Source organism: Microcoleus sp. AT3-A2 (genome assembly GCF_036705685.1).
In the GTDB taxonomy this organism is placed as follows: Bacteria; Cyanobacteriota; Cyanobacteriia; order Cyanobacteriales; family Microcoleaceae; genus Microcoleus.
Window position 1 is genome coordinate 34,804 of sequence record NZ_JAUBVF010000017.1, and the last position, 25,454, is coordinate 60,257.

At 46.9% G+C, this 25,454-nt stretch carries 31 protein-coding genes and 1 tRNA gene; 20 read left to right on the plus strand and 12 right to left on the minus strand.

Annotated elements, in window-relative coordinates:
* Positions 1-8: 8 nt before the first annotated feature.
* The 6 genes from QUB37_RS12485 (at position 9) to QUB37_RS12510 (ending at position 5,619) form a co-directional block, all read left to right on the plus strand.
* Complete coding sequence (locus QUB37_RS12485; RefSeq protein WP_333162339.1) at positions 9-164, plus strand: hypothetical protein; 156 nt, start codon at positions 9-11, stop codon at positions 162-164.
* 12 nt (positions 165-176) lie between these two features.
* Complete coding sequence (locus QUB37_RS12490; RefSeq protein WP_333162341.1) at positions 177-2,252, plus strand: CapA family protein; 2,076 nt, start codon at positions 177-179, stop codon at positions 2,250-2,252.
* A 134-nt stretch (positions 2,253-2,386) separates the two neighbouring features.
* Positions 2,387-3,256, plus strand: a complete 870-nt coding sequence (locus QUB37_RS12495; RefSeq protein WP_445251251.1) for an aldose epimerase family protein — start codon at positions 2,387-2,389, stop codon at positions 3,254-3,256.
* Positions 3,257-3,323: 67 nt separating this feature from the next.
* Positions 3,324-3,395 (plus strand) — tRNA-Lys (locus tag QUB37_RS12500).
* Between the two features lie 193 nt (positions 3,396-3,588).
* Entirely contained in the window at positions 3,589-4,668 is a 1,080-nt protein-coding gene (fba, locus tag QUB37_RS12505; RefSeq protein WP_006633469.1) for a class II fructose-bisphosphate aldolase, read from the plus strand.
* A 312-nt stretch (positions 4,669-4,980) separates the two neighbouring features.
* The gene (locus tag QUB37_RS12510; protein WP_333162345.1) at positions 4,981-5,619 is read left to right on the plus strand and encodes a type I restriction endonuclease; all 639 of its coding nucleotides are present in this window, start codon (positions 4,981-4,983) and stop codon (positions 5,617-5,619) included.
* A gap of 1 nt (position 5,620) precedes the next feature.
* Here QUB37_RS12510 and QUB37_RS12515 read toward each other — a convergent pair whose 3' ends face one another.
* The 3 genes from QUB37_RS12515 to QUB37_RS12525 all read right to left on the minus strand — a co-directional run bounded on the left by QUB37_RS12515 (position 5,621) and on the right by QUB37_RS12525 (position 7,814).
* A complete protein-coding gene (locus tag QUB37_RS12515) occupies positions 5,621-5,962 on the minus strand; it encodes a DUF5615 family PIN-like protein (protein ID WP_333162347.1) in 342 nt (113 codons plus the stop codon).
* Positions 5,963-5,965: 3 nt separating this feature from the next.
* Positions 5,966-6,307: a DUF433 domain-containing protein gene (locus QUB37_RS12520; RefSeq protein ID WP_333162349.1), complete on the minus strand. Its 342-nt coding sequence runs from the start codon at positions 6,305-6,307 to the stop codon at positions 5,966-5,968.
* Between the two features lie 124 nt (positions 6,308-6,431).
* Positions 6,432-7,814, minus strand: coding sequence for an NB-ARC domain-containing protein (locus QUB37_RS12525; protein ID WP_333162351.1), 1,383 nt, complete (start codon positions 7,812-7,814; stop codon positions 6,432-6,434).
* A 205-nt stretch (positions 7,815-8,019) separates the two neighbouring features.
* Between QUB37_RS12525 and QUB37_RS12530 the strand changes: the two genes are divergently transcribed.
* From QUB37_RS12530 to QUB37_RS12545, 4 genes are all read left to right on the plus strand, one after another.
* Complete coding sequence (locus QUB37_RS12530) at positions 8,020-8,601, plus strand: RNA polymerase subunit sigma-24 (protein WP_333162353.1); 582 nt, start codon at positions 8,020-8,022, stop codon at positions 8,599-8,601.
* 67 nt (positions 8,602-8,668) lie between these two features.
* On the plus strand, positions 8,669-9,013 hold the full coding sequence (locus QUB37_RS12535) for a hypothetical protein (RefSeq protein WP_333162355.1): 345 nt from the start codon (positions 8,669-8,671) through the stop codon (positions 9,011-9,013).
* A gap of 236 nt (positions 9,014-9,249) precedes the next feature.
* Positions 9,250-9,579: a flavoredoxin gene (locus tag QUB37_RS12540; protein WP_333162357.1), complete on the plus strand. Its 330-nt coding sequence runs from the start codon at positions 9,250-9,252 to the stop codon at positions 9,577-9,579.
* Between the two features lie 13 nt (positions 9,580-9,592).
* A complete protein-coding gene (locus QUB37_RS12545) occupies positions 9,593-9,853 on the plus strand; it encodes a hypothetical protein (protein ID WP_333162359.1) in 261 nt (86 codons plus the stop codon).
* A 38-nt stretch (positions 9,854-9,891) separates the two neighbouring features.
* Here the strand turns inward: QUB37_RS12545 and QUB37_RS12550 are convergent, their stop codons facing one another.
* Complete coding sequence (locus QUB37_RS12550) at positions 9,892-10,122, minus strand: type II toxin-antitoxin system Phd/YefM family antitoxin (protein ID WP_333162361.1); 231 nt, start codon at positions 10,120-10,122, stop codon at positions 9,892-9,894.
* Between the two features lie 259 nt (positions 10,123-10,381).
* Here QUB37_RS12550 and QUB37_RS12555 point away from each other — a divergent pair, with 259 nt between their 5' ends.
* Positions 10,382-10,648 (plus strand): hypothetical protein, encoded by a 267-nt coding sequence (locus QUB37_RS12555; RefSeq protein WP_333162363.1) that lies wholly within the window; start codon positions 10,382-10,384, stop codon positions 10,646-10,648.
* Positions 10,645-10,965, plus strand: a complete 321-nt coding sequence (locus QUB37_RS12560) for a type II toxin-antitoxin system RelE/ParE family toxin (RefSeq protein WP_333162365.1) — start codon at positions 10,645-10,647, stop codon at positions 10,963-10,965. Before QUB37_RS12555 ends, QUB37_RS12560 begins: the two co-directional genes overlap by 4 nt.
* Before the next feature lie 5 nt (positions 10,966-10,970).
* On the opposite strand, the gene QUB37_RS12565 is transcribed toward QUB37_RS12560, so the two are convergent.
* Positions 10,971-11,171 (minus strand): hypothetical protein, encoded by a 201-nt coding sequence (locus QUB37_RS12565; RefSeq protein ID WP_333162367.1) that lies wholly within the window; start codon positions 11,169-11,171, stop codon positions 10,971-10,973.
* Positions 11,172-11,390: 219 nt separating this feature from the next.
* On the minus strand, positions 11,391-12,092 hold the full coding sequence (locus tag QUB37_RS12570; protein ID WP_333162369.1) for an alpha/beta fold hydrolase: 702 nt from the start codon (positions 12,090-12,092) through the stop codon (positions 11,391-11,393).
* Positions 12,093-12,244: 152 nt separating this feature from the next.
* Between QUB37_RS12570 and QUB37_RS12575 the strand changes: the two genes are divergently transcribed.
* Together QUB37_RS12575 and QUB37_RS12580 are read left to right on the plus strand one after the other, a co-directional pair.
* Complete coding sequence (locus tag QUB37_RS12575) at positions 12,245-12,724, plus strand: NUDIX domain-containing protein (protein WP_333053933.1); 480 nt, start codon at positions 12,245-12,247, stop codon at positions 12,722-12,724.
* 569 nt (positions 12,725-13,293) lie between these two features.
* Complete coding sequence (locus tag QUB37_RS12580; RefSeq protein ID WP_333162372.1) at positions 13,294-15,042, plus strand: hypothetical protein; 1,749 nt, start codon at positions 13,294-13,296, stop codon at positions 15,040-15,042.
* 246 nt (positions 15,043-15,288) lie between these two features.
* Here QUB37_RS12580 and QUB37_RS12585 read toward each other — a convergent pair whose 3' ends face one another.
* A complete protein-coding gene (locus tag QUB37_RS12585; protein ID WP_333162374.1) occupies positions 15,289-16,026 on the minus strand; it encodes a methyltransferase domain-containing protein in 738 nt (245 codons plus the stop codon).
* 7 nt (positions 16,027-16,033) lie between these two features.
* Complete coding sequence (locus QUB37_RS12590; RefSeq protein ID WP_333030091.1) at positions 16,034-16,231, minus strand: hypothetical protein; 198 nt, start codon at positions 16,229-16,231, stop codon at positions 16,034-16,036.
* A gap of 403 nt (positions 16,232-16,634) precedes the next feature.
* On the opposite strand from QUB37_RS12590, the gene QUB37_RS12595 reads away from it, so the two are divergent.
* The 3 genes from QUB37_RS12595 to QUB37_RS12605 all read left to right on the plus strand — a co-directional run bounded on the left by QUB37_RS12595 (position 16,635) and on the right by QUB37_RS12605 (position 20,665).
* Positions 16,635-16,970 carry a transposase gene (locus QUB37_RS12595; protein WP_333162376.1) on the plus strand — a complete coding sequence of 112 codons (336 nt, stop codon included), beginning with the start codon at positions 16,635-16,637 and terminating at the stop codon, positions 16,968-16,970.
* An 11-nt stretch (positions 16,971-16,981) separates the two neighbouring features.
* The gene (locus QUB37_RS12600) at positions 16,982-17,869 is read left to right on the plus strand and encodes a transposase (RefSeq protein WP_333162456.1); all 888 of its coding nucleotides are present in this window, start codon (positions 16,982-16,984) and stop codon (positions 17,867-17,869) included.
* A 252-nt stretch (positions 17,870-18,121) separates the two neighbouring features.
* Positions 18,122-20,665 carry a mannose-1-phosphate guanyltransferase gene (locus QUB37_RS12605; RefSeq protein WP_333162378.1) on the plus strand — a complete coding sequence of 848 codons (2,544 nt, stop codon included), beginning with the start codon at positions 18,122-18,124 and terminating at the stop codon, positions 20,663-20,665.
* An 86-nt stretch (positions 20,666-20,751) separates the two neighbouring features.
* Here QUB37_RS12605 and QUB37_RS12610 read toward each other — a convergent pair whose 3' ends face one another.
* Complete coding sequence (locus tag QUB37_RS12610; protein WP_333162380.1) at positions 20,752-20,883, minus strand: hypothetical protein; 132 nt, start codon at positions 20,881-20,883, stop codon at positions 20,752-20,754.
* Positions 20,884-20,892: 9 nt separating this feature from the next.
* Between QUB37_RS12610 and QUB37_RS12615 the strand changes: the two genes are divergently transcribed.
* Positions 20,893-21,450 carry a single-stranded DNA-binding protein gene (locus QUB37_RS12615; RefSeq protein ID WP_333152004.1) on the plus strand — a complete coding sequence of 186 codons (558 nt, stop codon included), beginning with the start codon at positions 20,893-20,895 and terminating at the stop codon, positions 21,448-21,450.
* A gap of 175 nt (positions 21,451-21,625) precedes the next feature.
* On the opposite strand, the gene QUB37_RS12620 is transcribed toward QUB37_RS12615, so the two are convergent.
* A complete protein-coding gene (locus QUB37_RS12620) occupies positions 21,626-21,973 on the minus strand; it encodes a hypothetical protein (RefSeq protein ID WP_333162383.1) in 348 nt (115 codons plus the stop codon).
* Between the two features lie 362 nt (positions 21,974-22,335).
* On the minus strand, positions 22,336-23,013 hold the full coding sequence (gene lipB, locus QUB37_RS12625) for a lipoyl(octanoyl) transferase LipB (RefSeq protein WP_333162384.1): 678 nt from the start codon (positions 23,011-23,013) through the stop codon (positions 22,336-22,338).
* Between the two features lie 151 nt (positions 23,014-23,164).
* On the opposite strand from lipB, the gene hpf reads away from it, so the two are divergent.
* On the plus strand, positions 23,165-23,818 hold the full coding sequence (gene hpf / locus QUB37_RS12630) for a ribosome hibernation-promoting factor, HPF/YfiA family (RefSeq protein WP_333162386.1): 654 nt from the start codon (positions 23,165-23,167) through the stop codon (positions 23,816-23,818).
* Positions 23,819-23,993: 175 nt separating this feature from the next.
* Positions 23,994-24,632 carry a Uma2 family endonuclease gene (locus tag QUB37_RS12635; protein ID WP_333162388.1) on the plus strand — a complete coding sequence of 213 codons (639 nt, stop codon included), beginning with the start codon at positions 23,994-23,996 and terminating at the stop codon, positions 24,630-24,632.
* A 122-nt stretch (positions 24,633-24,754) separates the two neighbouring features.
* On the opposite strand, the gene QUB37_RS12640 is transcribed toward QUB37_RS12635, so the two are convergent.
* Positions 24,755-25,213 (minus strand): peroxiredoxin, encoded by a 459-nt coding sequence (locus tag QUB37_RS12640; RefSeq protein WP_333162390.1) that lies wholly within the window; start codon positions 25,211-25,213, stop codon positions 24,755-24,757.
* Positions 25,214-25,454: the final 241 nt, after the last annotated feature.

A 25,454-nucleotide genomic window follows, 5' to 3' on the forward strand; every position in this document is an offset into this window, starting at 1 on the left:
ACCGGAGTGTGATAAAAATCACTGACAGCAGGCAGCCCCTAAATGTAGAAAATGGTGGCGGCCAACAACTAGCTTCAAAACGGGCAGTGGAACCTGTGGCGGTTAAGCTAAAAGAATTGCGGTTCCGTTCAACACAAATTGGAGTCATTGCTCGTGCGTATTAAGGAGGCTAATTGATGGTGTACGCAGAAAATTGGTCGCAGCCGTCTATCTTGGAGCTAGCGCGATCGGGCAACTTTCAAGCCCTGAATTACTGGATTGACAGCTTGCTGCGCCCCGAAGGGATTTATGCCCGCGTCGAACAGGCTCAGGCCGGCTGCGTCCAAATCCTCGTAGAATTCCAGCGCGAATTTGCGCCAGATACTACATTACTAGGGAGCACTCTCCGAGAAGGCTTAGTCAAATTTATTTGCCACCAACTCTGGAGACTCAACTCGCCAGCAGTAGAAGGAGTCAGAATTCACGCGCGCTTGGCTGGGGATGCAGACATTCTCTGGAAACAGTCAGTGCGAATTGTCACTCCGGCAAACCGCCAGCGGCGACGTTACCGTTCCCTACCGGTCGTCGATTGGGTTAAATTTAAAACGTATCGTTCTCTGCTGCTAGTGGGATCGGCACTTGCCTCATTTATTTTAGGGTGTTGGGTCAGCTACCACGAGGCTGTGACCCTGCAGTTAGGCTCTCCAGTATCCCGCTACCAGCAAGCTGCTCTAATTTCGGGGCCGCCTCCAAAACGTGCGGATACGGTGCAAGCGGCCTTAGAAGTGGTACCAGTAGTAAAGCAAAAGCAAGTTGCTAATCCTTACGACCCAACAGTAACGCTGATGTTCGGAGGAAACGTGAATCTATCGGATGCGCTCGGAGCATCTGCTGCCAACGATCACCAATGGGCTTTCGCCAATATGGACGAGTATCGGCAAGCAGATGTGGCGATGGTTAACCTAGAAAACTCTTTGACTCGCTCTACATTGGGCTCTGCTAAAAAACAATTAAATTTTAAAGCCGATCCAGAATCGGTGAAAGTATTAACAGCCGGAGGAGTGGATATTGTCAATCTGGCAAATAGCCGCGCTATGGATTACGAGGAACCAGGGCTGGTGGAGACTATGAATACTCTAGATAATAGTGGGATTCAACACCTGGGAGCCGGCAGAGATATTAAAGAAGCGAGGCGTCCAGATATTATTGAAGTTAAGGGTCAGCGAATTGCCTACCTCGGTTATTATGATGCCGAGCTTAACATCGCCGACCAAGGGAAAGCGGGAACTAACCCCCGCCGCAACAATCGCGTGGCGGAGGATATTCGAGCTCTTAGGGGTCAGGTAGACTGGATTATTGTTAATTACCACTGGGGAGTCGAATTGGCAGATTATCCAGGGGACTGGCAGATTGATTTGGCTCGGTTCACGATCGACCAAGGAGCTGATTTGGTAGTGGGACACCATCCCCAGGTACTGCAAGGTGCAGAAATTTATAAGGGCCGCCCGATAGTTTACTCGCTGGGGAATTTTATATTCGGCGGGAATGCTCGCAGGGATTACGATACCGCAGTCCTGAAAGTATCGCTCAAAGACAGGAATATGAAGGTAGAGTTTCTGCCTGTGGAGGTGAAAAAGTTGCAGCCGAAGGTTGTGAAGGGAGCCGCAGCCGATCGCATCCTCAAACGCGTCGAGCAAATTTCTAGTATTTTCGATCGACCGATGGGATCTTCTGTAGTTCTCGATTCCCTAGTCCAGCCAGGAGCGACATCAAAAACTCCAAATTATCCATTGCCCGGAGCAGCAAAGAGCGGTACATACCAGCCGGGGCGAGGTTCCGGGGGAACCTCCGGTGAAAGCAATCAGCAAGGCCCCGGACAACCCAAACCTACTTTGATTTTGCCGGCTTTGCCGGCTGCGCCCCAACAGCCGGACAACTCCTCATTTTTCCCGAACGGGACAGGGCCTGCAATTGAATCAAACCCATCTCCGAATCAAAATTTGCCGCCGCGCATCTACCCCACTCAACCTAAAAATCCCAGCCGGGAACCAGAGCCATTTACAAAAGAGCCATTCATCAAAGAGCCGTTTATTTCGCCCCCATCTCCCAGTCAAGGAGCAGTGCCGAGTCCCCAAAGCTATCTTCCCCCCAGGGCTGTATCTTTTGAAGTCGCACTCAAAGAGCAGCCGGCCTCCGCGATCGTTCCAGCTACCACCAGCAAGCGCTCCAAGCACCGGCTCGCCCTGCCTCCTATAGCTAGGATCATTGGTTAGCCGGTGGGGGCCGGAGCGAGGCAGCAGGGGGAGGATAGGGGCGGTAATGGGTGAACATCAACATACCAGCGACCAATTATTAACGATCGATTTACTGACAACCAATGATCAATGACCTACTACCGATGACAAATGTGTTTGCGATCGCGCTCAAGCAAAAGCAGTACAAAACCTATATCCTCTCCGACGAAACCGCTAACTCTACTCTAGAAGTTGTGCCGGAACGGGGCGGTATTGCCACTAGCTGGCTGGTTGAAGGCAAAGAAATCTTCTATTTGGACGCGGAACGGTTCGCCAATCCCGATCTAACTGTACGTGGCGGGATTCCCATCCTGTTTCCCATCTGCAGCAATCTCCCCGAGAATACTTACACGCACAAGGGAGTGCAGCGTAAGCTCAAACAGCACGGCTTTGCCCGAGATTTGCCTTGGACAATAGGCGAACAAGTTACGGAGGGTTGCGCCGCTCTGACGCTGATTCTCGATAGCTGCGACAAGACGCTGGCTGTTTATCCCTTTGATTTCCAACTAGCCTTCACTTATCAGATTAAAGGCAATTCTTTGGAAATTTTTCAGCGATACACCAATCTGTCTGACGAACCCATGCCGTTTTCTAGTGGTTTGCACCCCTACTTTTTGGCGACGGACAAATCTAAGCTCCGCTTTGAGATTCCGGGGATGCAGTACAGAGATCAGAACACCCATGAAAAGGGTTATTTCACAGGGGTTTTTGACGAGACGCTGGATGAAATTGATGTTTCCTTTGACGAACTCACTGGTCTTGCTGCTACTGTTACTGATGCGGCGAGCGGCTTGCGGCTCACCCTCAGTTACAACTCCAGCTATGGGAAGTTGGTTTTCTGGATGGTGAAGGGCAAGGATTTTTACTGTTTGGAACCTTGGACTGCTCCTCGAAATGCTCTCAACACTGGCGAACACTTGATTTATTTGCAGCCGGGAGCGACTTGCGAGATGCTGGTTCGCATGACTGCAAATTTTATTTAAAAAACACTTGCTATTTCAAATGAGGGGTGCTACTATTAGAAATTGTGTGCGGTAACAATGTTTTCGCGGGTCGCTAGCTCAGCGGTAGAGCATTCGGCTTTTAACCGACCGGTCTCGGGTTCAAATCCCGGGCGACCCATAAAAAATTTGTGAGTTAAAAATTTTGAGTTTTGAGTGGAATGCTTGGAACTCAAAATTTTGTTTTTTGAACTTTTTAGTAAATCTGGAAAGATAGTGCGCGATCGGTGGCAAATTGTCTTAAGATTATCGTAAGAATTGAGCTTGTTCAAAATTCACTGCCCAAAAATCACAAATAATTAGGAGGAATATCTATGGCGCTTGTACCTATGCGATTGCTGCTCGACCACGCGGCTGAAAATGGTTACGGCCTACCGGCTTACAACGTCAACAACATGGAGCAAATCCAAGCGATCATGCGCGCTGCTGACGAAACCAACAGCCCTGTGATTCTGCAAGCTTCTCGCGGCGCTCGCTCCTACGCTGGCGAAAATTTCCTGCGCCACTTGATTTTGGCAGCAGTTGAAACCTATCCTCACATTCCCATTTCCATGCACCAAGACCACGGCAATGCCCCCGGCACTTGCTATTCTGCCATGCGCCAAGGTTTCACCAGCGTCATGATGGACGGTTCTCTGGAAGCGGATGCTAAGACTCCCGCTAGCTACGAGTACAACGTTCAAGTTACTCGCGATGTGGTGAATGTTGCTCATTCGATCGGCGTTAGCGTTGAAGGCGAACTGGGTTGCTTGGGTTCTCTGGAAACAGGAATGGGCGAAGCAGAAGACGGCCACGGCTTTGAAGGTGCGCTTTCTCACGATCAGTTGCTGACAGATCCTGAACAAGCTGTGGATTTCGTTGAGCAAACCGGCGTTGATGCTCTAGCAGTCGCGATCGGCACTTCTCACGGCGCTTACAAGTTCACTCGCAAGCCGACTGGCGAAATTTTGGCAATCAGCCGCATTGAAGAAATTCACCGCCGCTTGCCGAATACTCACTTGGTAATGCACGGTTCTTCTTCTGTGCCCCAAGAATTGCTGGAAATCATCAACAGCAACGGTGGCAAAATCCGCGAAACCTACGGCGTACCTGTGGAAGAAATCCAAAAGGGCATCAAGTGCGGCGTTCGCAAGATCAATATCGATACTGACAACCGTTTGGCGATTACCGCTGCGGTACGCGAAGCTTTGTTTGCGAAGCCCGATGAGTTTGATCCGCGCCACTTCTTGAAGCCGTCGATCAAGTATATGCAGAAGGTTTGTAGCGATCGCTATAATTCTTTCGGTTGCGCCGGTCACGGTACAAAGATTAAGCAAGTGTCTTTGGACGATTTTGCAGCTAAGTATGCTAAGGGCGAATTGAGTTCCTCTGCTAAGAAGACTGTAGCTGTTTAAGAATTTTAGGTTTTAGATTTTAGATTTGTCTGAGGTCTAAAGTTAGGATTGCCGGGTAGCTTTGAAGTTGCCCGGTTTTTGTTTTTGGACACAAATCAATAGAAGTGATATCAAATCCGGTAGCATAGGAATTATTCATCTCTCTGTTCTCTGACTCTGTGTTCTCTGTGTCCTCTGCGGTTTAATCATTCCAATTCAAGCGGAATTCATATGATATTGAAAACTGCGATCGCTATAGCAGTTTCCATATTTTTGATTATAATGAAGCTAATTTTCCTGGGAAATTCAACGGTTTGAATCAAAGGTGAACGAATGGCAAAGGTTATTGCAGTTACAGAAGCTATTAAAAGCCTTGCTGAGGCTGAATCAAGGTTGAATTTGAGCCGAAATGAGAATGAGGCTTTTTTTACAGAGTGGCAAACCCAATTGCCAAGTCTCAGCGATTCTGAACAGACTGCTTTGGATACGCTACGACGCAGATTGCTATATCATAGATCCGATGGAGAATTGTTAGAAGGGGCAGTGACTTTGCTGGTGGCATCACCTTTGTTAGAACTGGCGGGATTCTACGATCCACCTTTCAGGATGAAGGCTGAAGCTGCTATCGAAATTGCGATCGATGATGGGGAAGAAACCCTGCGCGGACGAATTGATATCTTGATTTTGCCTTGGCAGCTTTGGGTAATAGTTTTGGAGTGTAAGAAGACTACGATTTCGACGCGATCGGCATTACCCCAAGCATTAGCATACATGATGGCAAATCGTGATTTGGATAAACCGAGATTTGGTATGTTGACGAATGGCGATGATCTGTTGTTTGTGAAACTCAGGGCTCAACCTACAGCCGAATACGGGTTATCGCGGGCATTTTCGATTTATACTGTGCGAAGTGAATTGCGATCGGCTTTTCAGGTCTTGAAGCATTTAGGGCAAGGCATCACTGCCGTCTAAGTTACGGTGAAGGGCGCACAACACGAATTAGTTTACCTTGCAAAGATTCTTCTGCTGTAATAGCCGCGTTGATTCGGTTAGCCAGCGTTTCCCAATTGCGATCGTTCGTACAGGCGATAATGCCAGCATGAAGGGGCTGTATGCGGTGCAGCCGAAAGAAATCTTTACGATTTTCGGTAATGACGGCACGTTTTTCGCTAGTAGCAAAAGCTAAAACATCCGGGTCAGGAATTTTCTGATTGGCTCTGCCTGCTTCTTGGACAGTCAAAACATCGTGTCCTAAAGCTCTCAGTAATTCTACAACAGGATAGGGGTATTGCTCATCGGCATAGAGACGTGCCATCTGCTACAAATCCTCGTCCATCACTTCATTGTTTTCCCGAATTTCTGTTTCAATTTCATCGGGAAAGGCTTCAGCATAGGCCCAAGCGTTAGCAATATCAGTAGCAGAGAGCAATCGATAGCTTGTGAGTAAATCGGCTTCGCTGTAGCCAATGCGACGAGCTTCTACAAGTCCCCAAACGGTGATGCGAGTTCCAGCAATGCAGGCACTCCCGCCACAAACATCAGGCGTTTTTTCTATACCGCGCCAAGGAGTAATTTTACCTTGAGATAGGAGTTGAACGACTTGAGCTTTTTCGTCGTCAGAGAGTGCCAGCAGTTGAGGCTCTAATTCTTTTAGCGTCATGGCAAACAATGGAATTGCGACTACCGATCATTCTATCGAACCGATCGCCCCATTTACCTGATCGCCCATTGCCACTTCTAGTAATTGGGGTGAAGGGCGAGAATGCCAGCAAGGGTTGTATCAATTACACCGCCTGGGCGATCGCATATTGCCTCAGTACAGGTGAAATCGTGTAAAAATTTGCTTGTTGTTCTATCAAGCAGCGCCGCGATAGAGATTGCAGGGCATTTAGCAAATCTGAAGCCGGAATTCGGTCATTTTCTAGCAATTTTGCCCGGTTGATTGGCTGGCTTTCTTTCGCTAACAAGGAGATTACTTGTTTTTCTAGTTCGGATAGGCGATCGAACTGCTGCTGTAAAACATCTTTCAAATCTTCGGGCAACAATATGGTATCATTTGGTAATAACTCTGTCACGCCTCCACCCAAGTCTTGAATCAGATTCGCCACGCTTTTTAACCATAGGGGGTTGCCTTGGTAGCGATGAATGAGGGTTTCACTGTTGTCGCTTTCTTCTAACCCATAGTCTCTGAGTATTTCCCGTCCGACGGCTATGTCTAAACCTTTGAGTTGTAAGTTACGAATAGAAGTATTTTGGCTTTTAGCTTGAGTTACTTCTCTCGGTTGTTCCCAACCTATTAACATCAAGCAGCTTTGATGAGATAATTTTTCTATTTGTTTGAATAAAGAGCGATATTCTTCGGATTCTGGTTTATATTTTCCTGCCAATTCGCCACTACAGAAAAGGTTGTGAACGTCATCTAAGACGATTAAACAGCGATGGTTTTGTAAATTCTTAATCAGGGATAAGCGTTTTTGGTTTGTTGGGGATGAATCTTGTTTTTCGGAATGGGAAAAAAGCTGTATTAGGTTAGATTGAAATTTTTCTATGGTGGGGAATTCGTCTAGTGTGTACCAAACTGCGTACTCAAACTCGTCTTTAATTTGTTGTACGAGTTGTACTGCTAGGGATGTTTTGCCGATGCCGCTGATGCCGGTGAGGGTGATGAGGCGACAGCGTTGTTGTAGAATCCAGGTGGTGAGGGTTTGGAGTTCGGGAGTGCGATCGAAGAAATCACCCAACTCTGGCATTTCGCTTAAATCGTGATGTAGAGTTTTGGTTTGTTTTGGGTTAGCTGTTTCCTGATTTGGTGGGTGTGAGTTTGGGATATTTGGCGGGTGTCTAGCTTCTCCACAGATGTTAAAACTACCGCTCACTACAACGTCTTGTGCAAGGTTTACAACATTAGAGTTTTGTAACCTCTCTATTGCTGAGCGAACATTCGATTTACTAACATCTTCTCCTAACTCCTGTGAAAGGATCTGCCATAATTCCGATCCGATTTCCCTGATGCGACTTTCAGAACAGTCAAAGTCTTTCGCTATTTCTTTGTATGTCTCGCGTTGTAGAGTTCCCCGCAGTACCGCTTCTTGTAAATCGTCAAGGTGCTGACCTGTTTTCTCGAAAACTATGCGATCGGCGACATTTAACATTTCTTTAAGATTCATCTGGCAGGGAGATGCGAGAGTTTTGTGTATTGTAGCTCACAACTGCCAACATTTTCGTACATTTTCGTACATTATTGTACAAAGTTAGATTAAAGTTAAAGTAAAAGCGAAGGAGAAGTGGCGGCAAAATAGAACTTTTTTGGGCTAGACAAACCTTGAATTTATTAAGGATAATGGAACAAGTATTAAAAGGATAAATCGATTTATGAATTGGGAAGATTTTGCCAGTAAAGCAGGTGAAGAAGTTGTAGAAAATGTTGTAGAAAAAAATATGGGAATTAATGGAAATACAGTAAAAACAGTCAAAGCGGTTGCAGAAACTGGTGCTGCGGTAGGTGCGGCTGCCAGTGCTGCAACAGGGTTGACTGTTGCAGCAACTTCAGGAGCAGGAATTACTTCGGGTCTAGCTGCGGCAGGTGGTGTGGTTGGTGGTGGTATGGCCGCGGCTCCTGCGGTATTAGCAGCAGGTCCTGCTTATCTGGGGGCAAAAATAATGAATGAAACTTTGTTCAAAGAGCAATCCAACTTGTCTGAGGAAGAGAATGATGCTCGTGCAGCGGCAAGAACAGCTACAAACATTGGGGCTGCTGCTGGTCTAGTTGGTGCTGGTGCTGTAACGGTAGCTGGCGGTGCTTCTGGTGCTGCAATTATGGGCACCCTTGCTGGTATCGGTGGCGTTGTCGGGGGAGGCGCAATTGCTGGTACTGCCATAGTTGCGGCTGCACCTGTTGCTGCGGCGGCTGCTGTTGGATACGGAATATATAAACTGTTTGGAGGTAAAGGCTAAAGATAGTTAGTTCAGTTTGACTTTGAAGGTCTAATTAATCTGAAGTTTAGCGGAGCACTTAATTATTATGGATGAGATAGTCAATAAGTTAGCTGGTCTAGGAGTTGCTGGTTTAGTCTTAGTTGGGCTTGTTGCAACCTCTTCTTATGCAGGAGCCGTAGCAATTACAACTTCGTTAGCTTTTTTAGGTGGTCCTTTTGGCATGATTGGTGGCGCACTTGCTCTCACCTTGATTGCAGGCGTTTCAAGCATGATTGCAAAGGTTGGGGTTGACACTTTAGCAAAGGCTGTAGTTCAGGAGCTTAAGAAGAGTGGCAGATCTGAGAATTCTATCATTCAAGAAATCAATAATTTTCCAATGATTACTCAAGGTCTACGTTCCCAACTACGTGAATATGTCCGCCTAGTATAAAAGGAATAAGTGTGATTGCTGCTCTCCATTAGTGCGAGCGCCTTTTTTTGTAGGTTGGGTTGACGCTGGTGTCACCCAACCTCTTTTTTCACTCACAATCTTATCCATTTCCACCATTTCAAAGTGCGCTGATTGCACGGAGAGCGATCGCATCACCAATCATAAAGATCGATCGCCCTATGGACAAAGATTTCTGCTAAAGTATAGCGCGTACTTAAATCAAACAGCCTACACTTGTGGACAGAATTCCAAACGAGGCATTAGTAGTTCGTGGCGGTCGCAATCGTCCTGAAGATATTAAACGCAGCACGGCAACTCACCCCAGCGGCATCACGGGAATTTCTGTAGAATGTGCAGTAGGATTATCGGTAGCAGAGTTAGCAGTGACAATCCCTCATGGACAAGTTGGTGTGACCACAGTGGGTGAGGTTCGATCGTCCGATGGAGATGTCATCCGTACTTCTGGCCGAAGTCCAAATCATGCAACATTAACTGGCTTAACACCAGAAAAAGCAAGTCTTCTGCTGACACCAACGATTCCTAATCCACCACAACAATCATCCTGAGTTGAGCAAAAATATGAAATATCCCAGAATCTTTGCAGACTTTCATAATGCGGATGAGCAGGGTCGTCTTCGCCTAAATTGCGTGGGTACGATTGAAGATTTGAGTCGCCAAAATATTAAGTTGCAAGATGGTCAATTGCTAGCATTGTATGACGAAGAGTTAGAAGTCGATGGCGTAGTGCAATATTCTCAAGAGGAAAGTCTTTGGGTTGCAGTAATTGATTGGAAGCAAATTAGGCAGGTAGAGGATATGCTTGTTCAAGCAACAGTTTAGTGCGATCGCTGGCTAAATGCGGGTATCAAGTAAAAGTTTCATTCTAAAACTTCCCATAGTTGGGCAACAGGAGCAATTAAATTTCCTAATATTTCACCGCTGCCTTTCATTGTGCCAAACACAGGGCGTGGGGTTTGGGTAGTGGCAGGATAGATAATCACTAATGGTTTCCCTTCATGGATGATGGTGAGGGGGGTTTTGGTACGTTCGACCTCTATAAATAGAGTCTGGAGGCTTTGGGGTAATTCAGTCGTGGTAATTTGTGCCATTTGTTCACCTTTCACAATCTTATTCTATTTCTACTATTATGATAATGCGAGGATTAGACGGAAAGCGATGCTTGAGTGAAAAAAGATCGATCGCCCCTCGCACAAAATACCAAACACTGAGATGATTCTACGGAGTGCGATCGCCACTTTCTTATACTCGGAAGGGTCAGGTTTTGCCGATAGTAAACCGGGTCGAGGTCAATAAGGGGCGATCGACACTCGTTATAATCAAAGTATCAATTCTCCACCAGATGCCGCGATGACCATCAAAGAACTCCTCATCCAAGAAATCGATAGCACCCCTGACGAACTGCTCGCAGATATTCTTAGCTTGGTACGATCGCTAAAATCCACTCCAAACCCCCAACTTAATACCTACGAACAACTGCTAGAGCGCATCGACTACCTCGAAGCCATCATCGGCATCCGCAAAGGACTCGAAAGCTTTGATCGAGGTGAAGGTATTCCAGCCGAGAGAGCCATGACAGCGCTACAGCAGCAGTTCAACATTCCTCCTCGTCTATGAGTTATCAACTCCTAATCCAACCACCCGCCTTTCAAGAAATTGAAAACGCCTACCGTTGGATGTGCGATTATCTGAGTGCTGATGCCGCAAATCAGTGGTACTACGACCTCCAAGATGCGATCGCATCCCTGCAACAATTTCCTTACCGTTGCTCAGTTGCCCCCGAAGCAGCCATCATTAATCGAGAAATTCGACAACTTTGGGTTGGTAAAGGAAGAACCTATCGGATTCTGTTTGTGGTGGAGGGCGATACCATTGCGATATTACATATTCGTCACCGCCGTCAAGCCCCTCTCGATACTGAACCGCCAGAGTAATCGCCTCAAATAGTCAATAAAGAGCGATCGCCCCTCGCACCAAATACCAAACACTGCGATGATTCTACGCATACTGATCGCACATAATCATCATCCCTAATTTGCGATCGACCTCCCGCATCAATTCTCAACAAAGCATCCGGCTGAAATTCGTTATCTGCCTCCAAGCGCACAGTAGCATTTTCGCCCAATTCCACCCCAGCCAACGTATAATTTGATTGTGTGGTTCGCCGTGACTTCTGAATCTTACCGATGATGCCACATAAAATATTTTTTCACTCTATTCAGTTAGTGATAAAAATTTAAGTAAACATAGCATCGGGGAGGCGACTTTTGCCGCACTAAACTCGCTCCTAATATCAAATTCTAACTAAATCCGCCCCTTAAACCTTCTGCTTCTTCCTTCGCGTCTTCGCGGTTCGTTTCTAACACAAATGCCCAATCCAAGCCGGCAAAACCTCCGGCGAACCGTACCACTTCCCCGGAGAACGAGGCGAATGCCAAACCCCCTCCAACACCAGATTTTCGGCCCCATCCAAAACAGCAGCTTCCACCGGCGTAATTCCATCTCCCCAAGTTTCGCCCTTCCCCACAGTCAACTCGTAACTTTTATAAGCCAGCCAAGTCCCAAAACCGCGCTTGCCAAAAACAGCCTTCCCAGCAGCGCACACGTAGCGCACCTGCGGGTGAAAAGCCCCCGGATAGTGAATTTTGACAAAATCTAGATTTTTGCGCGTCCAGCGCTCTTGAGAGACGTGCGGCGTGCCTAAAGTTATTAAAGTATTCACATAAGGGTGAGCTTCCCACAAACCCGCATCCTCAAGCACGTCGCCGTGAATCGTGTAAGGCTTTTCGCCCAAATAGATGCGAGAAATCCAGCCGCCGGCGGAATGACCGACGAGATTGATCTGGGGAACCCCGTATTGCTGTAACATTTGTTTGACCGTGCGATCGAGCTGTCGCAAAATTGGCACCATCGACCGCCCACCAAAAGTCGGCAACCAATCTCCCTTGCCCAGAGGCACTGTTACTGTTGGAAAACCTCGATCGACCAAAGACTTTTCTAATTCGCGATAGTCGGAAGCAGCAGCAAAATATCCTGGTAAAATCACGGTTGGTAATGGCATTGTCAATTTTAGATTTTAGATTGTAGATTTTAGATTTTGCGGCCGGAGTGCTACGATCTGTTTTTCAAGTTCAAAGACACTTGCCGAAGCATCCTTTGGATTGCTAACATCTGCCGCTCCTTTAACCTTTTGCTTAGGGAATATCTACTTCTATGGCTCGCGAGCCGATTCAAACATGGTATTTTACCCTAGTTGTCGTTCACTTAGAAGACCGTTTTCTACTGGTACAAGAGCGCAAGTACGAGCAGCAGTGGTATCTCCCAGCAGGGCGAGTGGAAAAAGGGGAGACTTTGCTCGAAGCTGCTATGCGTAATACCTTTGAGGAAGCGGGCATTTCCATCATCGTTGAGGGAATTCTCCGGGTAGAGCACACAGTGATGCCTAGGGGCAATGTGCGCCTCCGAGTCATTTTTGTGGCTCGTCCACAAGATAAGACGCCGCCCAAGAGTAAGCCGGATGAGCATACTTTGTGCGCGGGCTGGTATTCTCTCAAGGAATTAGACCAGTTGTCGTTGCGGGGAGAGGAAGTTCGAGAAATGTTTCAATATATGGCAAGCGGCGCTCCAATTTATCCCATCGACTTGCTCACCATCGAGGGAGCTCCTTTTAAAAATTACCGCTATCGCTGGTGAATCCATCGATTTTGGATTTTGGATTTTGGATTGAGTAATTACTTCTACGGATGAATCCGGTTGTGTAACCGAATTGGAAACAGGGGTCGATCCGTTCGCTCGATCGTGTTTAATGAATTAGTGGCGCTCCAGATCCCGAAAAAAGACGGTATAGCAGCGGCGCAGTCTGTTTTCTCCATCGCCCCAGTCCGGCCCGTCTGACGCCCCGCTCACCATTCTCAACAATATCTGAGAAACCGCGTATAGGATTCGGCCAAAGGCAGTAGGCAAGATAAACAATGGTTTGAGCAATTAACAACGTCCTCACCCTATTGGCGGCTTCTATAACAGCGTTGAACCAGCCCAAAAACCCGGTTTCTCGGCTTGAGTGCTGGATGTGAGGGTCGCGAAATCTTAATAAAAGTCGATCGGGCAATTTCGATACCGACCGTGCTAAAATTATACCTTTGAATTCTCCAACAGCAACTTTTAAAATCACTCAAAAAAAATATCAATTAATAACTATTAACTTCCAATTCCCAATTATCAATTCTCAATTACCAATTACCAATTCCCCATTCCCCATAGTCATGACTGACTCTTCCTCCCTAGCCAACACCCTCTCCGAACCGCTGCGCCAGCCTTTTTGGTGGGCAGCCCTAGCTTCTGTCAGCCTGCACGGAGTCCTCGGAGTAAGCGCCCCGACGCTCTCAAACATATTTTATGGTGGAAATTCCTCAAAAAATATCCCCGGTTCTGTCGGCTTAGTAGAACTAACTCCTGCAGAAGCCGGCCGCCTGCCACAAACCATACCACCGAAACCGTCAAATACGCGATTTACGCCATTTTCGATCGCACCAGTTCCTCTTCGACCAGGGCCAAAGTTAGCTCCGCCCTTGCCCCCCCCACCTGATACCATCAACTTGCCCGCCATGCCGCCGGGAATGCCCCCTCCTGGATTCTTTTCCCCTCTGCCTCCTTCCCCTCTCCCGCCATTCACGGCCCCAATAGCCCCGCCACCTCCCAAAACTCCATCCCCAACACTCAGAGCCCCCTCCCAGCCAACACCTACTTTCGTCCCACCCGTACCTCCCAGCGGTTTCCTTTTCCCACCCTTACCTGGTAATTTTGATCGCAATATCCCGCCACCACCATCGCTGCCAGAAGCGCCCCCGCTTCCAGGCGGCGGCTCGGAAGACGAAGCAGAGGCGCTCAAAAGGATTATAGCCAGTAGAGGCGGACTCCCACTATTTCCAGACGGAGCTCCAGTCTTTACCCCGGAATTCCCAATTGGCAGGAATGTCGGACCCGATGGAGTACCAAAATTGACTCAAAAAGATCCCAATAAAAGGAATCTCATCGCAGAAACTCCCGAAGAAAGAATCAGGAGGCAACAATTTGAAGAAGGACAGCGACAGCTAGGACAGCCCGGACAACCCGGTTCAAACTCATCCACCGACACAGCGGCACAGCAAACTGCGTTTGTAACTAACTATCGTGCTTTGTTTGACAGATTCCAAAAGGCTTATCCTGACTTGGAAATGACGGGATCGACTCCTGTGAATGTCCCTTATCCCGTAACAGCTTGCTCGCAAAAACTCCAAGGAACTGCTGTTTTTGGAGCAGTTGTCAGCCCTCAAGGCTTGCTCAAGGCAGAGCCACAGCCGATCGTCCCCACGGGTTACGGTATTCTCGATAATGCGGCTAAAATTGCGATTATTAGCCCTTCTCTAACATTTGAAGCAGCCACCACGCACAAGCTTTACCAACTGGCTGTCGAGTTTAAGTACGACGAAAAAGTTTGCAGTGGCATTCCTGTCACCCCAACCAGGCCCAACCCACCAGCCCAGCAGCAGCCAGCGCCCGCCCCCACAGCACCCAGCAGACCAACAGGCCAGCCGCCCTCCCCAGCGCCTACAGAAGTGAAACCGCAGTTTGAGAAGCCGCCGGCCCCCTCAAACAAACCGCAGCCAGGGGCTCAACCGTCGCCGCCCGCACCCAAGCCTGCGGCTCAACCGTCGCCCTCGCCTGAACCGAAGCCAGCCGGGGAACAGTCGCCTTCTCCTCAACCGCAGCCCGCCGAAGAGTCCCCGCAGCCCGAAGCAGCGCCATCTCCCGCCGCCGAAGAGTCCCCGCAGCCGGAAGCAGCGCCATCTCCTGCCGCCGAAGAGTCCCCGCAGCCCGAAGCTGCACCATCTCCGGCCCCGGAAGTGTCGCCATCTCCGGCCCCGGAAGTGTCGCCATCTCCTGCAGCCGAAGTGTCGCCGTCACCATCCCCGGAAGTGTCGCCGTCACCATCGCCGGAAGCTGCGCCATCTCCTGCGGCTACCGAAAATTAATTGGGCGTCGGTAATTGGTAATCCGGTATGGGAATAGGTAATATCCAATCTGCTTGCTTCACTATTGTGAGTTAGTAGTTAGTAGGGTGCGTTAGCTTGAATATTTGTTGCTTTTCAAACTAATCTGTACTTGCTGACTTACCCTAATTTCTCCACTAAGAATGAAGTAGTTTTTTGTCCGGCAGAGCAAGCTTTGGATGATTGAATTTTTGAGTAAAAAGCTAATTACATATTCCCCTTAACCTCTCAATTGTATTGAACTTTATACATTTGAAATAAGTCGCCGCTTTGCTTTTTTACTACCTTAGCGCCCGCAGCTTTAATCATTTTTTCCCAATCTTCTATTGTCTCTAAAAATACTTCGCCGGCTCTATAAGTTTCCAAAATTGCCCAATCTTCTGCTAAAGGAGCATCAGGGCTGAGGACATCAAAAACAAAATGACCGCCCGGTTTGAGTACCCGCTTTACTTCTCCCATGACAATACTCCAATAGTCTATGGGATAGTAACAGCTAAAGCCTGTAGCGAGGCATAAATCGAACTGAGCCTCCTCGTAATTTAACTGGTGAGCGGGGGCCCATTCTACGCCTTTGAACAGCTTAGAATTGAGCTGAGGGCCGCGAGCGTTTAAGGCGTCTCGCGCTGCGCTGCTGATTTCTTGACCGTAAAAATAGGCTTCCCAATCCCGCCAAGGGTAGATCAGAAAGCTGACTCCGCAGCCTATGTCTAAACAGCGCTGATTTTTTTGAGGTTTGGCAATTTTCCAGAAGGGAGAAACTGTTTTTGCTTGGAGAGTTCCTGCAACTGATTCCAGGAAAATCGGCATTGCTTCGACTTCTTCGGGTAAAGCGAAAGCTTCTCCTCGGTATTCGCGATCGAACCGGGCAGCAACCTGCGATAGTAAAACTTGCCAGCTATCTGATTTGCCTTTGGCAAACCAAGTTTGCTCCTGGCCCGCGACTGGGCGTTCGGACTTTTTAGACATTCTTGAATTACCTTTTAGAAGCTTTGAGAGCTTTTGTAAAGTTTTGGCGGTAAGGCTTATTAAAAATTAACGCGGGCCAGAGCAGGGAGAGCTTCAGGCGATTTGCAAAACTTCGATCGAAGTTAGTGCGATCGAACCCATTCCAAAATTTCCAAATACCGCCACCGTAAGCGATCAGCAATGCCAAGCTAATTAACGTACTCATTTAAAAAACCCCTAAGCAATGGATAGGATTTTGGGTCAGCTAGTCACAGCGCTACCCTTAATCTATCATTTATCAGACGCCAAGGCGCAGCGATAGCTGTAGTAATTCCACCTTCAGAAAGAGACTGCAAAATCCCCGCTGGCCACAAACTTAAAAATAACACCCCCGAAATAGCTTTCACCGAGCAAGCAAGAAGGGACTTCTGCCAAAAGTCGAGGATTCTGAGGACTTATACCATTTTAGATGGAAGAATTAAAGAATTGGTAATGACTGATGAGAGAAGGGTTCCGAGCACGGGCCTATAGTTGCATTCTGTTTTTTAACTGGTATTGTAAAACTTTATTGACTTTATGGCCATTAATAGCCATTTCTAGTATAGCATAGTCAAAATGACGGTACAACAATGCAGCTAGTTGAAAAGCACATTATCGATCGAACCCACTGGCTATACAAGCAGCTAGATAATTTGTGCTTTCTCTCGAAGAATCTTTTCAACTACGCTAACTACCTAATCAGACAAAAATTTATCATCTCAGGAGAATACCTCGACTATTACAAAATACAGAAACTATGTCAGGGAACGACTGACTATCTAGCATTACCAGCCAAAGTATCTCAGCAAGTATTATTGAGATTAAATGAAAGCTGGCAATCATTTTTTGAAGCTACCAAGGAATATGCCATCCAGAGAAATTCAAAGCCCGACCAAAAATACCCAAGTACAAACACAAAACATTAGGCAGAAATGTCCTGACTTACACCGCTCAATCCATCAGTAAAGAATGGCTCAAGAAAAAAATCATCAATCTCTCGAAAACCCAGATATTTCTGACTACTAAAGTTAGGGTCGTAAATCAAGTCAGAATCGTCCCAAAAACTTACCATTACTCGATGGAGGTAGTTTATGAACCCAAGGATGTAAGTCAATCATCATCAGGTAGAGAAGCGATAGCAGGAATTGATATGGGGCTCAATAATTTAGCGACAATTACATCCAATCAAAAAGGGTGGGTTCCGCTGATAATAAATGGCAAACCCCTCAAATCAATCAATGCTTACTATCACAAAAATAAGACAGTGTTTCAGTCATACTTGAAGGGGGAAAGAAAGACATCAATCAAAATTGAACAATTAACTCACAAGCGGAATGTAAAAGTAGATAATTACCTGCATAATGCAAGTCGATTCATCATCAATCATCTGGTAGCTAACCGAATCGGGACACTGGTGATTGGTAAAAACGATAACTGGAAACAGGGAATAAATCTCGGCAAGCGAAATAATCAGAACTTCGTAGCCATACCTCATGCAAGGTTTATTGAAATGCTAACTTATAAAGCGCAGTTAACAGGAATCGTTGTGAAGGTTATTGAAGAAAGTTACACTTCAAAGTGTTCTTTTTTAGATAATGAACCTTGTGTCAAGCATTCGGAGTATAAAGGTAAACGCATTAAGCGAGGGTTGTTTCGTGCTGGTGACGGCAGACTGATTAATGCGGATGTCAATGGCAGCGCTAACATTGTCAAAAAAGCATTTCCCAACGCTTTTGCCGAGGGAATACAGGGCGTGGTAGTACGTCCGGTGAGGGTCACACCTTACAAAATGGTTGTCCGAGGCAAGTGTAATATTTGCCTATAAAACCTGTAACTATTACCCAACATCCCCTACAAATCCGAGCTCGACCGGGGGATTGGTGCGATGCCGCAAGTTCTACTTCGGTTGAAATCGGTTGCTGTTGGGGGACGGCCAAGCCCAACGGGATTTCACAGACGTGTCACTACTCGAAGATAATTAACTAAGAACTGATAGCTCGCGGCCGACGAATTACAGCAGGCAAACTTTTTCTAGCGGACAATAGCGGTAGAGAGCTTTTTAAGCAAGGAGGATTTTATGCGTGCAGTGCTGATGGCTGGGGGATCGGGAACTAGGCTCAGACCCCTGACGTGCGATTTGCCCAAACCGATGGTGCCGATTCTTAATCGCCCGATCGCAGAACACATTATTAATTTGCTAAAAAGGCATCAGATCACGGAAATTATTGCAACGCTGCACTACCTTCCCGATGTCATGCGTGAATATTTTACTGACGGGGCAGAGTTTGGCGTTCAAATGACTTACGCTGTGGAGGAAGACCAACCGCTGGGTACGGCTGGTTGCGTCAAAAATATTGCTGAACTGCTCGATCGCACTTTTCTGGTCATCAGCGGCGACAGCATCACAGACTTCGACTTAACCGCAGCGATCAAATTTCACCGCAGCCAGCAATCCAAAGCCACGTTAATTTTAGCTCGCGTTCCCAACCCGATGGAATTCGGGGTCGTGATTACCGAGGAAAATTACCGCATCAGTCGCTTTCTGGAAAAGCCTTCTAGCAGCGAAATTTTCTCCGATACTATCAATACCGGCATTTATATTTTAGAACCCGAAGTCTTGGATTACTTGCCGGTAAATCAGGAGTGCGACTTCTCGAAAGACTTGTTTCCCCTGCTACTGGAAAAAAACGAGCCGATGTACGGCTACATCGCCGAGGGTTACTGGTGCGATGTCGGCCAGCTAGATGTTTACCGGGAATCTCAGTACGACGCGCTGCGGGGAAAGGTCAAAGTGGATTTGAGCTACTACAACGAAGTTCGATCGGGACTTTGGGTAGGTCAGAATACTTTTATTGACGATAGCGCGATCATCGAAGTACCGACGATGATCGGCAACAATTGCCGGGTTGGAGCCCGAGTTAAAATCGATGCCGGTACAGTGATCGGAGATAACGTGACTGTCGGGGCGGATGCCAACCTCAAACGTCCCATCGTCTGGAACGGAGCAATTATCGGTGAAGACGCTCATCTTAGGGCCTGCGTGATTTGCCGGAGTACCCGCGTAGACAGGCGCGCTCACGTCCTCGAAGGTGCTGTCGTCGGTTCGATGTCCATCGTGGGAGAAGAAGCACAAGTGGGGCCAAGCGTGCGTGTCTGGCCCAGCAAAAATATTGAATCCGGCGCTCTGTTAAATCAAAATTTAATTTGGGGAGAACAAGCTAAGCGGAATTTGTTCGGTCAGCGTGGCGTTCAAGGACTGGCAAATGTGGATGTTACCCCGGAATTTGCAGTGAAATTGGGTGCGGCTTATGGCTCGACTTTGAAACCGGGGACTGCGGTATCGGTTTCTCGTGACCAGCGCAGCATTTCGCGGATGGTTTCGAGGTCTTTGATTGCGGGTTTGATGTCGGTGGGAATTAATGTGGTCAATTTGGAATCGACGGCAATTCCGATCGCGCGCACGGTTTCGTCTACGCTGTCGATTGCTGGCGGCATTCACGTTCGCATTTCGCCCGATCGCTCCGACCACATTTTAATTGAATTCTTCGATATCAAAGGCATCAATATTACTAAAGGAGCTGAGAAAAAAATCGAGGGGGCTTATTTTAAGGAAGATTTGCGGCGAGCTCTAATTCCCGAAATTGGAGAGATGACGTACTTTAACCAAGCTCTCGATGTTTACAACCGCATTTTTGAGCGACAGATGAATGTTGAGGCGATACGCTACAGCAATACTAAGGTGGTAATCGATTACGTTTACGCCGTTTCTGGAGCCATTCTGCCCCAAATGCTTGCCAAGTTCGGCTGCGATGCGGTGGTGCTCAATGCTAGTCTCAAGCAGACTTCTCTAAGCAACGGGGAACGGGAATATTTGCTTGACCAACTCGGCCGGGTGGTGAAAGCACTCAGCGCTAATTTTGGAGTGCAAGTATCGGCTAACGGCGAACAGCTCATTTTGGTAGATGAGTCTGGGATAGCGATTCGTGGGGAAATGCTGACGGCGTTGATGGTAAATTTAATGCTGACTTCTCATCCCAAAGGTACAGTAGTAGTGCCGGTTCATGCGTCTTCTGCGGTGGAGGCGATCGCCCGACGCTATCAAAGCAAGGTAATCCGCACAAAGGCGAACCCAACTGCTTTGATGGAAGCCGCTAACAGGAACCCGAATGTGGTTTTGGGCGGCAGTGGTCTTATGGGTTTTATTTTCCCGCAGTTGCATCCAGGATTTGACGGAATGTTCTGCATTGCTAAAGTGATAGAAATGATGACGATTCAGGAGCGATCGCTCGGACAGATCAAGGCGGAACTTCCCCGCATCACCCACCGCAGTTACAGCGTCCGCTGTCCTTGGACTATCAAGGGTTCGCTAATGCGACATTTAGTAGAAACTCATTCGCCCGATCGTTTAGAATTATTAGATGGAGTGAAGATTTTTAACTACAGCGACGACAATTGGGTATTAGTTTTACCCGATGCAAGTGAACCGACGGTTCATATCTTCGCCAACAGTGAGGATCGAGATTGGGTATCTGAAACGTTGAAGGAGTACCGCGCCCTCGTTCACGATTTTGTCAGTCAAGCCGAGGCGGCAGTTCTCCAAGATAAATTTGGTAACGTGTAATCGGGAATTGGGCATTGGGCTTTGGGAATTGGCAATGGGGAATTGGTAATGCAAAAGTAAAAAAATAAAATGCGTTATTTTAAGTTTTACCTTTTTACTTGAAAGTTCATGCCCAATTCCCAATCCCGAAGTCCCTGCGCGGGCCAATTCCCAATTCCCGATGCCCAATTCCCGATGCCCAATTCCCAATTCCCAATTCCCAATTCCCAATTACGCATAGATAACAGATGAATAGCTGCATTTTGATGGCGGAAATAATTCAACAACCGCAACTCCGTTATACTCCTGACAATCAACTTCAAATCGCTGAGATGTTGGTGCAGTTTCCCGGCCCAAAACCCGAAGATCCGCCCGAACATTTGAAAGTGATAGGATGGGGAAATTTTGCTCAAGAAATTCACGAGAAATATCACGAGGGCGATCGCGTGATTATTGAGGGGCGGCTGAGCATGAATACGATCGAAAGAGATGGTATTAAAGAAAAGCGCGCTGAACTGACAGCTCAAAGGATTTACAGTGTCGGTGCCGATGCCATGAGTTCGGCTCCTGCTGCTAGAACCGCCCCGGAACCGGCTCAAATTCGCGACACCGCCCCGGCTAATGTGCCGAGCAATGTAGTACCTTTAGGCTCGCGGAACCGCAGTTCTAACAGCGCTCCAAGCGGCCCTAATCGCACGTCTAGTTCGGATTGGAACTCGCATCAGTCTTCAAATTCTGAGTCCGATCGCCAGTCGGGTTCGTCTAACGAACCGGAAAATCCCGATTACGATCCGATTCCATTTTAAAAATTAGGGTGCATCACTTTACAACTGGACTGTTCGATTGAAAGTGACGCACCTTAATTTAAGGGCGATTCCCTACGGGATAGCTTCGCACGCGCGTACTTCAGGAAAAAAAGGGCGATCCTCTTCGAGGGCTGCGCTAACGAATTTGGTTCAACTACGAGCTAAATTGCAAATTTTACAGCTCGATCGTCACAATTTTTTTCTTGCTTTTTTCGTCGCGCAGCACGACTGTATTGTAGGGTGATGTATCCGTTCCCAGCGGAATTGGCAGCTTAAAGCTGCTGCTCTTATGCTTAAGTTCGCCTAAATCAATGCTTTTCGTTATATTGCCATCTGTTGCCAGATAAGCGGTAAGTTCGCCTTTATAATCTTCAATCAAAAAGTCTCTGAAGAAAACGACTTCCCCACCCTCGGTATCATCGATAGCAAGGATGACCGTACCGCTAAACGTTGCGCCTTTTTGTTCTTCATCAACCGTCGCCATTTTAATTTCCGAGGGGTCTTGACCGGACATATCTGGCATAAATTTTTTCTCCTGAGTAAAGCGCAATAATTAACAAGAAGCTTACCTGACGCTAGGGGCGATCGCAAAACTCTTAGGACGTATTTCTGCATCGGTCTTGCTTCTCTCTAAGGTTAGAGAAGCAGGCGATGCAGAATTATACCACCAATCCTGTCAATTATTGAGTCAGTAAGTACAGACGGTTAAAATGCTCTCTATAATACCCAAGTCTCGCAAACACCGCCGCGTTAATTCGATTCGATATTTAGCATCCTTACTGTTGAGTTTTTAAGTGATTGGGTGGAGAATTAAGCCTGATGTTTTTGGTAATTTAAGAGCGATCGCACTACGATCGTTAGTAGTAGTGTTGACAGCGACGCACCCTACACATTCGATCGCACAATTTCCACTGCAAAAACGCGAGCAAACTCAGCGACAAGGATCGATCGCACTTGATCGACCTCAATTCCGGGGATAAACTGCTCTAAACTCCCAACAGGTCGATCGGGAATCCCGCAAGGTACAATTTGCCCAAAACCGGCGAGATCCGGACAAACATTTAAAGCAAAACCGTGCATCGTAATCCAGCGGCTGACTTTAATGCCGATCGCACCTACCTTGCACCCATCCACCCAAACTCCTGTCATACCGGGAACCCGCGAACCATTCAACCCCAAAACTTCCAGCACCCCCAGCAGCACTTCCTCCAACTGTCGTAAATACCAGTGCAAGTCAGGCTGGTGGCGGCGCAAATTTAAAATCGGATACCCCACCAATTGGCCAGGACAATGGTAAGTCACCTCACCACCCCGTTCAACTCGGTGCAATTCCGGCTGAGTTTCGCTGTCAAATTTCAGAAATTCCAACTTCGCGCCCTGTCCCAAAGTGTACACCGGCGGATGTTCCACCAAAATCAGCACATCTGGCAAATCTGGGTTTTCCCGGCGTTCTTGCATGAGTTTTTGCTGGATTTCCCAAGCTTGGGAGTAGGGAACTTGTCCCCAATCGAAGAGTAAGCAGGGGTGTGCATTTAGTTGTTGAGGGATGAGAGGAGAAACCATGCAAAAAATCAATAGTATTTTTACGGAATATTGGCCCAGCTTAAATCAAGAATTGTCAACATATAATAAAAGATTTGGAAGATAAGTGTTTTCCAGAATACATAGTGCTACTGTATAAAATATACCCAAGTTACAGAAGGGAGGGAGCTCTATGAAGCTTGTTATCCAGGGTAAAAATATAGAAATCACCGATGCGATTCGCGAGTACGTCAATCAAAAGGTTGAAAAGGCAGTTAGCCATTTTCAAACTTTGACGACAGAAGTGGACATACATCTATCGGTGGCTCGTAACCCCAGGATCAATCCTAAGCAGACTGCTGAGGTGACAATTTATGCTAACGGCAGCGTGATTCGGGCTGAGGAAAGCACGGAAAGCCTGTATGCAAGCATAGATTTGGTTGCCGACAAGATAGCTCGTCAACTGCGAAAATTTAAGGAAAAACGTCACGACAACAAAATCCAGAGTAGTGCCAAAACGGTTACGGTAGTTGAGGAACATCCTGTAGTAGCGGATCTGATTGGCGATCGAACTCCCGAACTTCCTGCTGAGGTTGTACGGACTAAGTATTTTGCTATGCCTCCAATGACTGTGCAACAAGCTTTGGAACAATTGCAGATTATCGATCACGATTTCTATATGTTCCGTAATGCGGAAACAGACGAAATTAACGTACTCTACGAACGCAAGACTCACGGTGGCTATGGAGTTATCCAACCCCGCCACAGCAACGGTAACGGTAATAGCAAAAATGGCAAAACTGCCGAAAGCGCTACATCTGAAAAATCGAGTGTTGCAAAAAGCTAGATAATTGCTGAGTGCTAATTGTTAATGGCTGCAAGCCGTTAGCAAAAAAGGACTAAAGTCCTTACTACGAACCACGAGTTTTTAGTAAGGACTTTAGTCCTTTCTTGGTTTTTTAAGATAATGATTCGTAGTAAGCACTTTGCTGATATTTCCTAGAGAAAATGGATGAACAATTATGCTATTGGAGTTAAGACAATTAAAGATTCAACCGGGTCAGCAATTACTGGTTGAGGATGTTAACTGGCAACAATTTGAAAGTATTTTGGCGGAATTGGGAGAACGTCGTGCTTCCCGACTTTCTTATAGTAACGGACGGTTAGAAATTATGGTGCCTCTGCCCGAACATGAAAAAGCCAAGGAAATTATTGGCGACATGGTAAAAATTTTGTTGGAAACACGACAAATAGCATTTGAGTCGTTGGGTTCGACAACGTTGAAAAATGAACGAATGAGTCAGGCTGTCGAACCGGATACCTGTTTTTACATCCAAAATCAAGCAGCGGTTATCGGTAAAAATCGCCTCGATATGAGTGTTGATCCGCCCCCAGACTTAGCTATAGAAATTGATCTTACCTCTCGCACGCAGTTGGATAATTATCAAATTCTAGGAGTGCCGGAACTTTGGCGATACGCAAGGCGAGGGCTACAAATCAACGTCTTACAAACCGAACAATATATTGAGTCTGATGTTAGTCCCACTTTCCCCAACATTCCGATTGTCGAACTGGTGAATCAGTACACTCAGCAGACTCAAGTTGCTGGTAGAACCCACGCTATTCAAGCTTTTAAAAATTGGGTACGGGAAAACCTCTAATCTGAGAATTTCCGTTCTCACTAAAAACCGTTAGTTCGCAGTCAGGAATTTAGTGTTTTCTTATTTTTGAGATAATGAGGACTTTCGTCCTCACTACCAACAATATATTTAAGCAAATCCATCTAACTTTTGATGGTTTCTAAAGTTTTGAGTGCTTCTGCAACGTGTGCTTTGAAGTCTAACATCGAGTCAAAAATATGCTTGACAACGCCTTCTTTGTCAATGACATAAGTTACTCTACCGGGCATAATCCACAGGGTGGCTGGAACGCCGTACAATTGCCGAACTTTATTCCCCGTATCACTCAGCAGTGTAAAAGGTAACTGATATTTGGTGGCGAATTTCTCGTGAGACTGCTGCGAATCATCGCTAATTCCTATGACTTCTGCACCTGCGTCTTTGAAGACTTCGTAGCTATCTCGAAAAGCGCAAGCTTGGGTGGTGCATCCGGGTGTGTCGTCTTTGGGGTAAAAGTAGACTATGACGTTTTTTTTGCCTTTAAAATCTTTGAGGCTGACTGATGTGCCAGTTTGAGAGGGTAAGGTAAAATCGGGTGCGGTGTCTCCTACTTTGACTGTCATGTTTTTTAACTGAGTAGCTCTGTTTGCGTGAAATTTTAACTTTTGCTATTGTACAGTTTTTTGTGAGCAATATTTCGCAGTTACGATCGCCCGCTGCGACAGCCTCCCTTTTTGCTTTCTCGCACTCAAACAAAAAAAACCTTTTGACAACATCGGAATGATGTCGGCTATTCACAGTTATGCGGATTAATTCTAGAGGCTTTTTTGAACCGCAGATGAACGCTGATTAACGCAGATTGTT